Origin of the sequence: Pseudomonas khavaziana (assembly GCF_019145205.1) — a bacterium.
Taxonomy (GTDB): domain Bacteria; phylum Pseudomonadota; class Gammaproteobacteria; order Pseudomonadales; family Pseudomonadaceae; genus Aquipseudomonas; species Aquipseudomonas khavaziana.
This window is the reverse complement of sequence record NZ_JAHSTT010000015.1, coordinates 1-14,176: the sequence shown is the minus strand read 5'-3', so window position 1 is coordinate 14,176 and position 14,176 is coordinate 1. Positions and strand designations below refer to the sequence as shown.

Below are 14,176 nucleotides of genomic sequence, written 5' to 3'. Positions count from 1 at the left end.
CGCCCGATCGGTCTCATGCCCCGGTAGCCAGATTCCATGACGCGTCCCGCTCCCCTGCTGCTCCTGCTTGCTGGTCTATTGTTCTTCTTCGCCCTCGGCAACCACGAGCTGCAAGGCTCCACCGAAGCCCGGGTTTCCGGGATCGCCATGGCGATGCACCTGGACGATGACTGGGTGGTGCCGCGTCTGTTTCGCGAGCCGTTCCTGGAAAAACCGCCCCTGAGCCTGTGGCTGGATGCCGGGGCGATTCGCCTGTTTGGCGCCAGCACCGGGGCGGTGCGTTTGGCCTCGGCGTTCGCCGGTTTGTTTAGCGTGATGCTGCTGTACGGCATGCTGCGCCGCTTTGGACGACCGCAGACACTGGCATTCAGTGCCGCGTTGATCCTGGCGACCATGGCCAGTTACTGGGGCAATGTGCGGGGTGTGGGTGAGGATTCGTTGCTCAGCCTCGGTGTCACCGCTGCCCTGCTGGGGTTTTACCAGGCGGTACGGCCCGATCGTGAAGGTTCGAGTACCTGGGCCTGGGCGCTGTTTACCGTCGGTATGGTCATCTCCACGTTGAGCAAGGGCGTGTTGGGCCTGGCAATGCCGGGCATCGTGATCTTTGTCTACCTGCTCAGCACCAGCCTGATGGATAGGCGCCTGCGCATCGGTGACTGGCTCAAACCGGCACTATTCACGCTGCTGGCCTTGGTGCCCTTGCTGATATGGCTGGGATTGCTGTTTCAACGCGGCGGGATGCAGGCCGTGGGGGAAGTGTTGTGGACCAACAGCGTCGGACGCTTCAGCGGCTCGTTTGTCGAAGCCGGGCACTACGAGCCGTTCTACTATTACATCGCCAAGCTGCCAGAGGCGTTCCTGCCCTGGAATATCCTGGTGTACCTGGGCCTGTGGCACTTCCGTAAGAGCCTGGTGCGCAACCGCTATCGCCTGTTTTTCAGCGTGTGGCTGGTGGCGCAGTTCACCTTGCTGACCCTGGCTTCGAGCAAACGCACGGTTTACTTGATGGCACTCACCCCGGCGGCTGCCGTGCTGGCCGCCGAATATGCACGGGTGTTGCTGGAGTGGGCCAAGGCACACAAGCCGGCGCTGTACCGTTACCACCGGCGCATCATCGCCGGGGTTTTCAGCCTGGCCATCGCCTGTTACCTGTGCGCGGCATTCTGGTTCGCACCTAAAGCCGATGTGCGCCACTCATTCGTACCGGTGATGAGCCAGATCCAGACACTGCAGGACGAAGGGAAAACGGTGGCGATGTTCCAGCCCAACGAGCGGATCGCCGGCGCCAGCGTGTTCTACCTGCAAGCCTATCTGCCGATCCTCAAGACCGAACCCGAGCTACGCGCCTTCCTTGCCGACAAGCCCGGCAACATCGCGCTGACGGACCATACTGACCGGCTGAAAGAGCCGGTCACGGTCATCAAGCAAATGGCGATCAACCGCCAGCCTTACTACTTCGTCGAGCAGTAAGGCCGGCGCGGGGCATCAGTGCTTGGTGAGTTTGTCCAGGTAGCCCATGGCAAACGCCGAGACCACGAAGGTCATGTGGATGATCACATACCACATCAGGTGTTGCGGATCGACGTTCTTGGCGTCCATGAAGATGCGCAGCAAGTGGATGGAGGAAATCGCCACGATGGAGGCCGCCACTTTCATCTTCAGCGACGAAGAGTCCATGGTGCCCAGCCAGTTGAGCTTTTCCTTGTTTTCATCGATGTCCAGCTGCGAGACGAAGTTCTCGTAGCCGGAAATCATCACCATCACCAGCAAGCCGCCCACCAGGGCCATGTCGATCAGCGACAGCAGCAACAGGATCACTTCCGCTTCCAACATGGTGAAGATGTTGGGAATCACGTGAATGATTTCCTGGAAGAATTTCAGCGCCAGGATCAGCAAGCCCAGGGACAGCCCCAGGTAGATCGGCGCCAGCAGCCAACGCGAGGCGTACATCGTATTTTCGATAAAGCGTTCCATTGAATCTCACACAGCTTGGCTAAAAATGGCGCCGAGTATACCAGCCGCCACCCGGCCCCTGTCACCGCTAGAAAACTGACCCAAGTGGCATCTGTAAGAGCGTTTTTCTGCTAGTGTCGAGACCATCAACTCGGCTCGATGATGTCGGACAGGAAAACTCAGATGATGGATGTGCGATCCCCTTTGGCCACGCTCGGCCTGTGCGCGGCGTTGCTGATGGCCAGCGGCTGCTCGCCCAAAGAAGAGCAGAAGCAAGCCACCCTCGAAGAGAAAACCACCCAATTCGAACAGTCCCTGGACGACATCCAGGATCCCAAGCTGCGCGACGCCATCGCCGACCTCGGCGGCTCGCTGCTGTTGCTGGAGCGTGCGCGCCTCAAGCTTGCCAGCAAGCCCATCGAAGCCGAGTACGGCGAAGACAGCCTGGCCCTACTCAAGCACTACCCTACCCCGCAAGCCCTGGTGGACACCTATATCAACGGCCTGTTCGTGCTGCGCAAGAGCTCCCATTCGGACTATCTGACGGATTTGCAGCCGGTGTTCCCGTTCAACTTCAACGCCCCCGACCAGTTCCCCTTCCCCCATGGCCTGGAATGGCAATCGGTCACCCTAAGCAACAATAAAGTCATTCCTTTCCAGCCGGAGTGGTCTGAAACCGATCCTGGCATCCAACTGAGCCCGAGCAGCTCCAACCTGAACAATCCCGACGACCTGACGGTCACGTATCCGTTTATCGAGGGCATCGAGACGGAAAACAAAAGCCAGCCACAGCCGGTCAGCCTCAAGGGCGCAGTCGAAGTGGTCACCCCGGGCAAGGTGCTGACGTTCGATCTGACGAAAAAAGACGTCGGCCATAAACGCACCGAGGGCGGTATCACCCTCAACCTGCTGGCGCTGGAAAAGAACTACGCCGAGATCGAACTGACCAACAGCGCCCCCCTCGCCGCCGAACTGGGCGACGAGTCGCCGAACCCGCTGCTGGTGCAGGCACGGGACAGCACCGGGCAATTTCTCACGCGCTCAGGCTCGATCAACGAGAGTGCCTCGCAAGTGGCGTTCTACGAGAAACAACTGGCTGAAATGCAGAAACAGAAGACCTGGTCCGAGGCCTTCGAGAAACAGCTTACCGACGAGCAAAAAGCCTTCGAACACAAGCAGAGCGGCCATTACGCCAAGGTGTATTTCAATGGGCTGATCGACAATCTGCAGGTCAATGTGCTGGATTTTTCTACAGCTACGGTCACCCACAAAGACCTGGACCTGCCGGTGCTGCGCTTCGACAGAAACAGCCTGCAGCAGACCGTGCAGCCCCTGCCGATGCCGGTGACGGTGTATGACGACAGCGCCGCCAGTTGGCTAAAAGATGCCTCAATGAGCGAGGACCAGCTCAAAGGCAGCGTCACCATCAGCCAATCGACCGAAGATGCCAGCGCGGCGAAAATCGTGTTTGATCACCCCTACACCTTCAATGATGACTTGGTCGGCGCTGAACGTAACAACAGTGATGCGCCTATCACCTTCTTCACCGCCGACGACAAGGGCGAACGCGGCGAGCCTATCGAGTTGCCGACCGAAGCGTTCGAGCTGAACGCCGCCAGCGGCACGCTCACATACGACCTCAACCTGTTCCCTGAGACTCCGGCATTTGTAGTGGGCTCCGTACCGCTTTTCCTGGCCAGCATTGAAAAAACCACGATTGACGTGGCCAAGCTGCCCAAGGGCCTGTCGCTCAAGGACAACGCACTGATCGTCGACCAGAAGGATTTCCCATCCGATAGCTGGCGCTTCTATGCCAAGGACGCCAGCGGCAACTACCTCAAGGAGATCCTCAGCGTCAGCCACCGCGCCGAGGAGTACGGTACGGCGTTGTTTGACGTGCATTACTTCTACGGCCAGCCGACGACGCTGGAAAGTTACCAGCGCACCGACCTCAGCACCGTGCAATACGGCTTTGAGGTCAAGCTGGACAAGCCTGAGAGCAAATAGCCGGCGCTAAAGGGCCAGCCGCTCTTGACTGCCATTGAGTTGGCGCAGATGAGCTTGCAGGTGCAGGCACCAGATCTGCGGTTCGTCCATTTGCTCGTAGCCATGCAAGGTCAGGTTATCGACGATGGAGCCCAGCATTGTTTCAGCCACCCAGGGCCCTTTAAACGGGCCCTCGGACTTGACGGTGGAAGGCTGTTCGCCCAACATTCCAGCGGCAAACAATAACGTCCACAGTCCGTTGTCCCCGGCGAGTGGGCGAATGGAGCATTCAATACGGGTGACCAGGCCCAGGCACTGGCGGGTAAGGCAAAGGTTGCGCGACATGGCGGCGACCCTCGGTAGATCGGTGTTCAGCCCCAGCGCAAGGCGAGGCTGTCTCTATCCTGCGACTCCTGTGGATATCCCTGAATTGAGAATAGAAGAAAAACGCGCCAAACCAAGGTTGTAGGGACCAACGGGCGTCGGCCCGGGATAGCTGTCAATTTAGTGACATACGCAGGAGCAAATGTGGGAGGGGGCTTGCTCCCGATTGCGGTATATCAGTCAATGCAACTGTGACTTCACCACCGCTATCGGGGGCAAGCCCCCTCCCACACTTTTGTTCCCCATTGAGCTTAAGGAATCAGGTCGGTTTGGCTTCTGCCAACGCCTGCTGCGCCAGCTCCTTCTCCGCCTCCTTAAGATCTTCCTCGCTGATCATCTCGGCAATCGCTCGCAAACGCTCCACCACCCGCGCATTCACGGTGCCTTCCGGGAATTGGCCCTCTGCGTCCGGCTCACCGGCATCCTCGCCCACCAACAGGCTCAACGCCTCATCCGCCTGGCGTACCGCATAGATATGGAACTGCCCGTTACGCACGGCCTGCAACACCTTCTCATCGAGCATCAGCGTGGCAACGTTGGCCTGGGGGATGATCGCGCCTTGCTCACCGGTCAAGCCGCGTGCTTCGCAAAGGCGGAAGAAACCTTCGATTTTCTCGTTGACCCCACCCACCGCCTGCACTTCACCAAACTGGTTGATCGAGCCGGTGATGGCAAAACACTGCTTGAGCGGCGTCTTCGACAAGGCCGAAATCAAGGTGCAGGCCTCGCCCAGGGAGGCACTGTCGCCATCCACATAACCGTAGGACTGCTCCAGGGCGATGCTCGCAGAAATCGCCAACGGGAATTCCTGGGCATAGCGGCTGCCCAGGTAACCGGTGAGGATCATCACGCCCTTGGAATGGATCGGCTGGCCCAGGTTAACTTCGCGCTCGATGTCGACAATGCCGCTGCCGCCCGGGTACACCGTGGCGGAAATCCGCGCCGGAACACCGAATGCCGAGTCGCCGACCTCCAGCACCGTCAGGCCGTTGCACTTGCCCACGGCAGCGCCAGCGGTGTCGATGAGGATGACGCCGGCGAGCATGTCGTCGAGAATCCGCGCCGACACGCGACCGGTACGCGTGGCCTTGGCCTTGAGAGCGCGCTCGATATGCCCGGCGTCGGTCATCTCGTCGCCCGCCAGGTGGCGAATGAAGTCCGCCTCGCTGACCAACTGGAACAAATCGCCGATCCGCGCCGACAACCGGCCCTGATGTTCCGCCAGACGTGCGCTATAGGTCGCCAGGCGCGCCACCGCGTCCGAGGTCAGTGGCGCCATGCCTTCTTCCGAAGTGCGGGTCTTGAGCAACTGGGCGAACTGCTCCAGACTTTCGTCGACCATCGGGATGTCTTCGTCGAAGTCCACCAGTACGCGAAACATCTCCTGGAAGTCCGGGTCGGCATCTTGCAACGCGTAGTACAACTGGCGCGAGCCGATGATGATCACCTTGACCTGCAACGGGATCATTTGCGGGTTGAGGGTCACGGTGGCCAGGCGGCCCAGCTCACCCAGGGGCGATTCCATCTTGAGCTTGCGCGATTGCAGGGAGCGCTTGAGCGCATCCCACACGAACGGCTCGCTGAGCATCTTCTCGGCTTCAAGAATCAGGAAACCGCCATTGGCGCGGTGCAAGGCGCCCGGGCGCAACTGGCGATAAGTGGTGTAGAGCGCGCCCTGATCGGTGCTGTATTCGATGCGGCCGAACAGGTTGTCGTAGGTGGGGTGCGGTTCAAACACCACGGGCGCGCCACCGTTGACCGGATGGCCCACCACCAGGCTCGGGCAGTACTGCTCTTCGAGCAGCTTGCGCGCCTGGGCATCGGTCTTGGCGTCATCCACCAATTGCTCGACCACGGTTTTAAGCAGGTACACCTGCATGGCTTGCAGGTAGCCGCAGACGCCGGCGTTTTCTGCGTACTTTTCCGACAACGGCGCTAGCAACGGTTGCAGGGCCAGAGTGATGGTTTCTTCGTTGAACTGGCGCAGTTGGTTGTTGGACTCACGCTTCCACTGCGGCAGGCTGGCCAGTTCTTCGTTGAGACGTTCTTCCAACTCGGAGATATCGGTGTGGAAGCGCTCGCGATCGGCTTCAGGCAGTTGCGAGAACTCGGCTTCGTCCAGCGCCTTGCCATCGAGCATCGGCGTGAAGGCGATGTTGGAGCTGTCGCGGTACAGCGCCACGTCCTTTTCCAGGGCCAGGCGTTCGATCACGTCCAGCGCCTTGTCGTAGCGCTGGTTGAAGGCCCGGTCGATGGCGCTTTTGCGCTGTTGATAAGTCGGGTGTTCAAACACCGCCGGGAAGGTCGCGACCAGGTTGTCGACCAAGCCGTTGATATCGGCGATAAACGCCGCAGCGCCGCCCCCCGGCAATTCCAGGGCGCGGGGTTCGCGCGGCTCATCGAAATTATTCACATAGACCCAGTCCGCCGGGGTCTGCAGGCGCTTGCCTTCGGCTTTCAGGTAGCGTTTGACGAACGAAAAGCGGCCGGTGCCCGGCTCGCCCATGACAAACACGTTGTAACCGGGGCGTGGCATGGCCACGCCGAACTGCAAGGCTTCAACCGCACGTTCCTGGCCAAGCACACCGCGAAAGGGCTCCAAATCATTGGTGGTCGAGAAGCTGAACTGTTCAGCGGAGAAAGGGCGAGTCAGCGCTTCGGGCGCTAGACGCAAGCTGGCAGCAACAGGATCAGGCATCGGGCTTCCTTACATCAGGCGGGGCAGATGGGCGCATTCTGGCTCCCGGTTGAGCGCTCTGGCAAGGCGCGCTTTTGGGAAAGCATAGTCATCGCACGCGTCCTACAAAAAAATCGCCGGAGATTGAATGTTTATAAAAAAACACGGAACCCCGGGAACGTGCCTAAACTCCAAACTGCGCGGGTTGGACTAATAACTGGCCCCTAGGGTGCTGCGAAGCGCCTGAACCCTTGTCCATTGGTTTGCACACAAAGAGAACAAAGCTATGAAACGGATCCTTCTTGGTACTCTCTTCACCGTCGTCTCCCTCAATGCAATGGCAGAAGCACCAGGTGGCCCGAACTGCGGTTGGGGCAACATGTTGTTCGAAGGCCAGCGCGGCACTCCGGCCCACTTCCTGGCCTCCACCACCAACGGCACCTCGGGTAACGCCACATTCGGCATGACCTCGGGCACCAACGGTTGCAGCACCAACAGCGCCCTGACCTACGGCGGCAAGTCCTGGATTGCCATGAATGGCATGATGAACGAGCTGTCCGAAGATATGGCCAAAGGCAACGGCGAAGCACTGACCACCTACGCGGTGGTACTGGGTGTTGCCCCGGAAGATCGCGATCACTTCGCGGCCGTGACCCACGAGCACTTCCAGCAGATCTTCAGCAAGGCTGACGTGACCGCTGACGACGTGCACAACAACACCATCGCAGTACTGAAAAGTGATGCCCGTCTGGCGAAATACGCAACCCAGGCTTAAGCTCGACCCACCCGCGTCTTTCTAGGCGCGGGTTTTATTTTTTCGACCTGCCCCCCTTGGGTCTTTTTTTCAGTCCGACTTAAGTAGCCCCCATGCTCAAACGCCTCGCTTGCCTGGCTCTCTTCGCCTGCGCCCCGCTGCATGCGGCCCCGCACCTCGACGATCAACGTTTGCAGCAACTGGCCAATGACCCGTTCTGGCTTTCGCTGGGACATTACGAAGCCGGCAAGATCAGCGGCTGGCGCAGCTACGTCAGCGACAAAAAATTCTTCCTCGCCGCCGACGGTGCCCACCATCCGGATGCTGAACTCAAGGCCACCGTCGATGCGCTGTACGCGCCGGCCAGCCTGGGCGAAAAACATGCCCAATGCGTCTACCCTGCACGTACCCGCTGGCTAAAGGATCAGTTGCATCTGACCGACCTGCCCGCCCTGGACTGCAAAGAATTCACCCAGTGGTTCAAGGACGTTGCGCCCCATAGCGCGGTGATGATCTTCCCGGCGGCCTATCTCAACAGCCCGTCGTCAATGTTCGGCCACACTCTGCTGCGCATCGACCAGGCCGATGTGCAAAGCAACAACACCGCGTTGCTCAGCTATGCGATCAACTTCGGCGCCTACATCGAAGGCTCCGACAACAGCATCCTCTACGCCTGGAAGGGCCTGATGGGCGGCTACCCCGGCCTGTTCGCCCTGGTGCCTTACCAGGAAAAACTCTCCGAATACCGTAGCCTGGAAAACCGCGACCTGTGGGAATACCGCCTGAACCTCACCGAAGTCGAGACCAAGCGCATGGTCGAGCACGTGTGGGAACTCAAGCAGATCCAGTTCGACTACTTCTTCTTCGATGAAAACTGCTCCTACCGCCTGCTGGAACTGCTGCAAGTGGCACGCCCCGGCCTGCGTTTGACCGAGCAATTCCCGCTCACTGCGATCCCTACCGACACGGTCAAGGCCGTCAAGGAAGCGGGCTTGGTGGAGAAGATCGACTATCGGCCCTCCCGTGAGCGCGAACTGCTGGAACGCGCCAAGCCGTTGGATGGCGATGAGCAACAGTGGGTATTGAAAGTCAGCGATGACCAGAAGCAATTGCAGGAACCGGCCTTCAAGGCCCTGCCCCGTGATCGCCAGGCGCTGATCATCGACGCCGCCTACCGCCTGGGCCGCTACCGCGCCAACGGTCTGGAGCGCGACAGCGCACGCTCCCAGCGCAGCTTCGAGCTGCTGCGAGCGATCAACCAGAACCCTGCGCCCGACCTCAAGATCACGCCCCCAGGCTTGCCCGAGAACGGCCATGAGTCGCGCACCTGGCAAGCCGGCATCGGCACCCGAGGCGACAAAGCCTTCGGCGAATACGGCCTGCGCATGGCCTATCACGACCTCAACGACAACGCCGAAGGCTTCCCCTTGGGCGCCCAGATCGAAATCCTGCAAATGAAACTGCGCCAGTACGAAGGTAACCACTGGCAGCTGCAGCAACTGGACCTGGCCACCATCCGCTCCCTGACCCCGCGCAATGCGCTGCTGCAACCCTGGTCATGGCAAGTCACCGGCGGCCTGGAGCGGGTGCCGGGCAAGCACGACGACGAAACCCTGGTCGCCCATGTCAACGGCGGCGCCGGCGGCACCTGGCAGCTCTCCGACGACATGCTCGGCTTCGCCCTCGGCACCGTGCGCGTAGAGCACAACAACGACTTCAGCGAAGCCATCTCCCCCGCCGCTGGCTTCAACACCGGCGTGTTGTGGAAAAACCCGCTTGGCAACCTGAGCCTGGAGGCCAAGGGCGATTTCTTCACCAACGGCGAAGTGCGACGCAGCATCAGCCTCAACCAGCAATGGGAACTGTCGCGAAACCTGGGCCTGCGCCTGAGTGCGCAGCGCGAATACAGCCACTTGTCCACGCCGGTAAATGAAGTGATGCTCGAAGTGAAGTGGTACCACTACTAATTAAAGCCTGGTGAAAATCAAAATGTGGGAGGGGGCTTGCTCCCGATGGCGGTGTTTCAGTCTCAGTATCTTTGACTGACCCACCGCCATCGGGAGCAAGCCCCCTCCCACATTTTGTTAGCATTGCTCACATAATCAGGAGCCCACTCAATATGGCCGTTCACTGCACTACCCTCGAAGAAGTCCGCAATAACATCGACCTCCTTGACCAGCAAATCGTCGCTCTGATCGCCGAACGCGGCCACTACGTATCCCAAGCCGCACGCTTCAAAAAAAGCACCGATGACGTCAGGGCGCCACAACGGGTTGAACAGGTGATCGCCAAGGTACGTGGGTTATCTCAGGTGGCCGGCGCCAACCCCGAGGTCACAGAGCAGGTGTATCGCGCGATGATTACGGCGTTTATCCGACAAGAATTGGCTGAATATACTGTGCTGGACAAGGCTGACAAACCACGAGCCTGATCCCTCCATCTTACCTACTCAGGATTTATCAGCCTTTTGCCTGCAAGCACAAATTCATAGCACTCTTGCAACCTATTGAAAAATAGACAGGAAATTTCAGACGACTTTTTAGCTTTTTTCATACGAAATAAACCGTCTCTCACTTCATTCTCTTTGTGAGGTTTTGTGTCTAGTATCGAACGGCATCAATTTGCCACCACTTCTATACACGGATCTGAATAGGGTAAGAGGCTGATATGGAATTTCTCGAAAAACTCACCAGCTTGGCAGCAAAAGTTCGACTGCAAGGCCCCGCCATTCAAACAGAAGAAGCAACAAAAAATGCTTTTGTAATGCCGTTTATTAACACCGTGTTGGGTTACGACGTGTTTGACCCGCAGGAAGTGACTCCCGAATTTGTCTGCGATGTCGGGACGAAAAAAGGTGAAAAAATCGACTACGCCATCATGAAAGACGGCGAGGTTCAGATACTCATTGAATGCAAAAAAATCGGTGAGTCATTAAGTATCAATCATGCATCCCAGCTTTTTCGGTACTTTCACGTCACAAGCGCAAGGATTTCAATTCTCACCAACGGCCAGGTTTACAGATTTTTCACTGATCTGGATGCCCCGAATAAAATGGACGAAAAGCCATTTTTAGAGTTGGATCTGCTGGACATAGATGAGTACTCCGTACCAGAACTGGTAAAACTTACCAAGTCGGCCTTCGATGTCGACTCAATCATCAGCGCGGCAGGGGAATTGAAATACGTCAGTCAACTCAAGAAGCTTATTGGCGCCCAAGTCAGCAAACCAGAAGACGATTTCGTGAAATTCTTCGCGTCCCGCGTTTATGAGGGCGTAATCACGCAGAAGGTCCGTGAGCAATTTTTCGAACTGACACGAAAAGCGTTAGCTCAATTTTTGAATGACCAAATAAATGAGCGACTGAAGTCGGCTATGAGCGGCGCAATTCAGCCGACGATAGCGTCATTGACTGTCGCGGATAGCGCGAACGCAGACATGCAGGATCGTGACGAGGCAGAAGATAAGATTCTGACGACACTCGAAGAGCTGGAGGGCTACCACATCGTCCGTGCTGTTGTGCGCTCCGTTATCGATGCCAAACGAATTGTTCAACGTGATACCCAAAGCTATTTTGGAATATTACTGGACGACAACAATCGTAAGCCCATCTGCCGACTCCACTTCAATCGTAGCCAAAAGTACCTCGGGATATTCGACGAGGAAAAGAATGAGACCCGACATGCCATTTCATCCATTGACGAGATTTATGAATACGCCGATCAGCTAAAAAAGACAGTGGGTTATTACGAATAAGGCTACACCGGAAGACCGGAGTTATGGATAAAACTGTGGCGAGAAAGCTCGCCACAGGATAATGCCAACACCTTTCTCACACCGCTTTCACACCACCCAGACAAATCCCCTTCTAGACTCTCCCTATCAGCCGTGAACCGGCCGGGGAGTACGCCATGTGGCGGTATGCGCTAATGCTGTGTGCAGTGGTATGGCTGGCGGGTTGCCAGACAACCCATCAGGATTTGTTGGCCAAGGGTTATCCACCCGCCTTTGCCGATGGCTTCGACGACGGTTGCAGCAGCGGTCGCCAGGCTGCGGGGGTGATCACGGGGGAGTTTCGCAAGAACGTGCCGCGCTATCTGAAAGAAAAGCACTATGCCGAAGGCTGGGAGGATGGTTTCCGCCAGTGCAAGGCCATGCGCGAGAGCGAAGAGCTGCGTGACTATCAGGACAACCGCAGAAACGACCGTGAGCACGAGTGGCAACACGAGAAAGACCGCGATGCGGCCAAGGCGTATCGCTCGCAATAGGTCGCTTTCAGACATTCACCGAAACTAATGCGCGGCGAACATGGCCCAAACTCCATAGAGGGAGAACGTCATGAGCCGAGCTTTTGTAAATGAAGACAACGCTGCCGCCCAGGCCGACCAGCCGGTGGAGCGCCAGGTCAGTGAGCAGCCAAACCGCCTTACTGCACAAGGGCTGGGGTTGTTGCAGGCGAAGGTTACACAGCTTCAGGACGAATACAGCGCTGAGTCCGCCAAAGGCGAACAGGCCGATAAACAGCGCCAGGCGGATCTTGAGCGGGATTTACGCTACTTCAACCAGCGGGTGCAAAGCGCTCAGGTTGTACCGCCGGCAACCTCTACCGACAAGGTGCAAATCGGCAGTTGGGTCACGTTCGCTAACGAGCAGGACCAGCAGCAGCGCATCCAGTTGGTGGGTGAAGACCAGGCCGACGCCAACGCAGGGCTGATCAACTGGGGCTCGCCCCTGGGCCGCGCCCTGCTGGGTGCCCAGGTGGGTGACGAGGTGCTGTGGAAACGCCCCGTCGGCGATCAGTTGATCGAAGTGCTGAGCATCGAACCCGAGGTCTAGACGATGCCCTGGGCCAGCATCGCGTCAGCGACTTTCACAAAGCCGGCAATGTTCGCGCCCTTGACGTAGTTGACCCGGCCGTTTTCTTCGCCGTAATGCACGCAGGCATGGTGGATCGACTGCATGATGTTGTGCAGCTTGCTGTCCACTTCCCCGGCGGTCCACAGCAGGCGCATGGCGTTCTGCGACATTTCCAGGCCACTAACGGCCACGCCGCCGGCGTTGGATGCCTTGCCCGGCGCGAACAGAACGCCCGCATCGATAAAGATATCCACAGCCTCAAGGGTGGTCGGCATGTTGGCGCCTTCGGCCACGCACATACAGCCGTTGTGCAGCAGCATGCGGGCGGCGTCGGCGTCGAGTTCGTTCTGGGTCGCGCATGGCAGGGCGATATCGCAGGCCAGCTCCCAAGGCGTCTTGCCTTTACGGAACTCCAGGCCGAAGCGTTCGGCCAATTCACTGATGCGCCCGCGTTGCACGTTTTTCAGCTCCAGCAGGGCCGACCATTGCGCCTCGGTCAAACCACTCTCGGCGTACAAAGTGCCTTCGGAGTCCGACAGGGAAATCACCTTGCCGCCCAGGTCCATCACCTTGCGCGCCGCGTATTGCGCCACGTTACCGGAACCGGACACTGCCACGCGCTTGCCTTCAACGCGCTGGCCTTGGCGCTTGAGCATTTCCTCAGCGAAATAGACGCAGCCGAAACCGGTGGCTTCCGGGCGGATCAGACTGCCGCCATAGGTCGTGCCTTTACCGGTCAGCACTGAGGTAAATTGGTTGCTCAGGCGTTTGTACTGGCCAAACAGGAAGCCGATTTCCCGTGCGCCCACGCCGATATCACCGGCCGGTACGTCTACATCTGCACCGATGTGGCGGTACAGCTCACTCATGAACGCCTGGCAGAAGCGCATCACTTCGGCATCGCTCTTGCCCTTGGGGTCGAAGTCCGAGCCGCCTTTGCCGCCGCCCATGGGCAACGAGGTCAGGGAGTTCTTGAAGGTTTGCTCGAAGGCGAGGAATTTCAACACGCCCAGGTTCACCGACGGGTGGAAGCGCAGGCCACCTTTGTAGGGGCCAATGGCGCTGTTCATCTGGATGCGGAAACCGCGATTGACCTGGACCTTGCCATGATCATCCACCCACGATACCCGGAAGGTAATCGCACGTTCTGGCTCGCAAATGCGCTCCAGGATGCCCGAGGTCAGATAGTGAGGGTTGGCTTCAAGAAATGGCCACAGGCTGCGCAGGACTTCTTCTACGGCCTGGTGGAACTCCGGCTGGTCGGGGTCGCGTTTCTTGAGGCGGGCCAGGAAGGATTCGACGGATTCGATCATGAAAAGTCTCGGCAAATTGATTGTTGTTAAACAGAGAATGAGCCGGACTTTATCAATTCGTTTCGCACCGCGACAGGGCAAAATGTCGCCTTTGTGAAATTAAATGGTGCATTGGATATAACTGTATCCAGTTTTTCAGGGTTTTATGCACTTAAAAGAGGATTTCAAAGCAAGGGAGTGCACCAGCAGGTAAACCGCTATCGGGAGCAAGCCCCCTCTCACATTCGACCGCATTGAACACACAAAAAAACGGAG

At 58.2% G+C, this 14,176-nt stretch carries 12 protein-coding genes; 8 read left to right on the top strand and 4 right to left on the bottom strand.

The annotated features are described in order from the left end of the window. Window positions 1-36 precede the first annotated feature (36 nt). On the top strand, window positions 37-1,470 hold the full coding sequence (locus KVH01_RS25365) for an ArnT family glycosyltransferase (protein WP_217883313.1): 1,434 nt from the start codon (window positions 37-39) through the stop codon (window positions 1,468-1,470). 15 nt (window positions 1,471-1,485) lie between these two features. Here the strand turns inward: KVH01_RS25365 and KVH01_RS25360 are convergent, their stop codons facing one another. Next, complete coding sequence (locus tag KVH01_RS25360) at window positions 1,486-1,974, bottom strand: TIGR00645 family protein (protein ID WP_005791582.1); 489 nt, start codon at window positions 1,972-1,974, stop codon at window positions 1,486-1,488. A 162-nt stretch (window positions 1,975-2,136) separates the two neighbouring features. Between KVH01_RS25360 and KVH01_RS25355 the strand changes: the two genes are divergently transcribed. Further along, the gene (locus KVH01_RS25355) at window positions 2,137-3,960 is read left to right on the top strand and encodes a hypothetical protein (protein ID WP_217883312.1); all 1,824 of its coding nucleotides are present in this window, start codon (window positions 2,137-2,139) and stop codon (window positions 3,958-3,960) included. A gap of 6 nt (window positions 3,961-3,966) precedes the next feature. Here the strand turns inward: KVH01_RS25355 and KVH01_RS25350 are convergent, their stop codons facing one another. Together KVH01_RS25350 and KVH01_RS25345 are read right to left on the bottom strand one after the other, a co-directional pair. Then, window positions 3,967-4,284 (bottom strand): PA4575 family protein, encoded by a 318-nt coding sequence (locus KVH01_RS25350; RefSeq protein WP_217883311.1) that lies wholly within the window; start codon window positions 4,282-4,284, stop codon window positions 3,967-3,969. Between the two features lie 298 nt (window positions 4,285-4,582). Beyond that, the gene (locus tag KVH01_RS25345; protein ID WP_043048439.1) at window positions 4,583-7,021 is read right to left on the bottom strand and encodes a Lon protease family protein; all 2,439 of its coding nucleotides are present in this window, start codon (window positions 7,019-7,021) and stop codon (window positions 4,583-4,585) included. A gap of 265 nt (window positions 7,022-7,286) precedes the next feature. Between KVH01_RS25345 and KVH01_RS25340 the strand changes: the two genes are divergently transcribed. From KVH01_RS25340 to KVH01_RS25315, 6 genes are all read left to right on the top strand, one after another. Continuing rightward, on the top strand, window positions 7,287-7,775 hold the full coding sequence (locus tag KVH01_RS25340) for a DUF3015 domain-containing protein (RefSeq protein WP_003194274.1): 489 nt from the start codon (window positions 7,287-7,289) through the stop codon (window positions 7,773-7,775). A 92-nt stretch (window positions 7,776-7,867) separates the two neighbouring features. Beyond that, window positions 7,868-9,721, top strand: coding sequence for an Lnb N-terminal periplasmic domain-containing protein (locus KVH01_RS25335; protein ID WP_217883310.1), 1,854 nt, complete (start codon window positions 7,868-7,870; stop codon window positions 9,719-9,721). A 152-nt stretch (window positions 9,722-9,873) separates the two neighbouring features. Then, window positions 9,874-10,185 (top strand): chorismate mutase, encoded by a 312-nt coding sequence (locus KVH01_RS25330; protein ID WP_217883309.1) that lies wholly within the window; start codon window positions 9,874-9,876, stop codon window positions 10,183-10,185. 236 nt (window positions 10,186-10,421) lie between these two features. Then, complete coding sequence (locus tag KVH01_RS25325) at window positions 10,422-11,507, top strand: type I restriction endonuclease (RefSeq protein WP_217883308.1); 1,086 nt, start codon at window positions 10,422-10,424, stop codon at window positions 11,505-11,507. A 155-nt stretch (window positions 11,508-11,662) separates the two neighbouring features. After that, window positions 11,663-12,019, top strand: coding sequence for a hypothetical protein (locus tag KVH01_RS25320; RefSeq protein ID WP_217883307.1), 357 nt, complete (start codon window positions 11,663-11,665; stop codon window positions 12,017-12,019). Between the two features lie 70 nt (window positions 12,020-12,089). After that, window positions 12,090-12,587 carry a GreA/GreB family elongation factor gene (locus tag KVH01_RS25315; protein WP_217883306.1) on the top strand — a complete coding sequence of 166 codons (498 nt, stop codon included), beginning with the start codon at window positions 12,090-12,092 and terminating at the stop codon, window positions 12,585-12,587. Here the strand turns inward: KVH01_RS25315 and gdhA are convergent. Then, window positions 12,584-13,921: an NADP-specific glutamate dehydrogenase gene (gene gdhA, locus KVH01_RS25310; RefSeq protein ID WP_217883305.1), complete on the bottom strand. Its 1,338-nt coding sequence runs from the start codon at window positions 13,919-13,921 to the stop codon at window positions 12,584-12,586. The genes KVH01_RS25315 and gdhA overlap by 4 nt on opposite strands. Window positions 13,922-14,176: the final 255 nt, after the last annotated feature.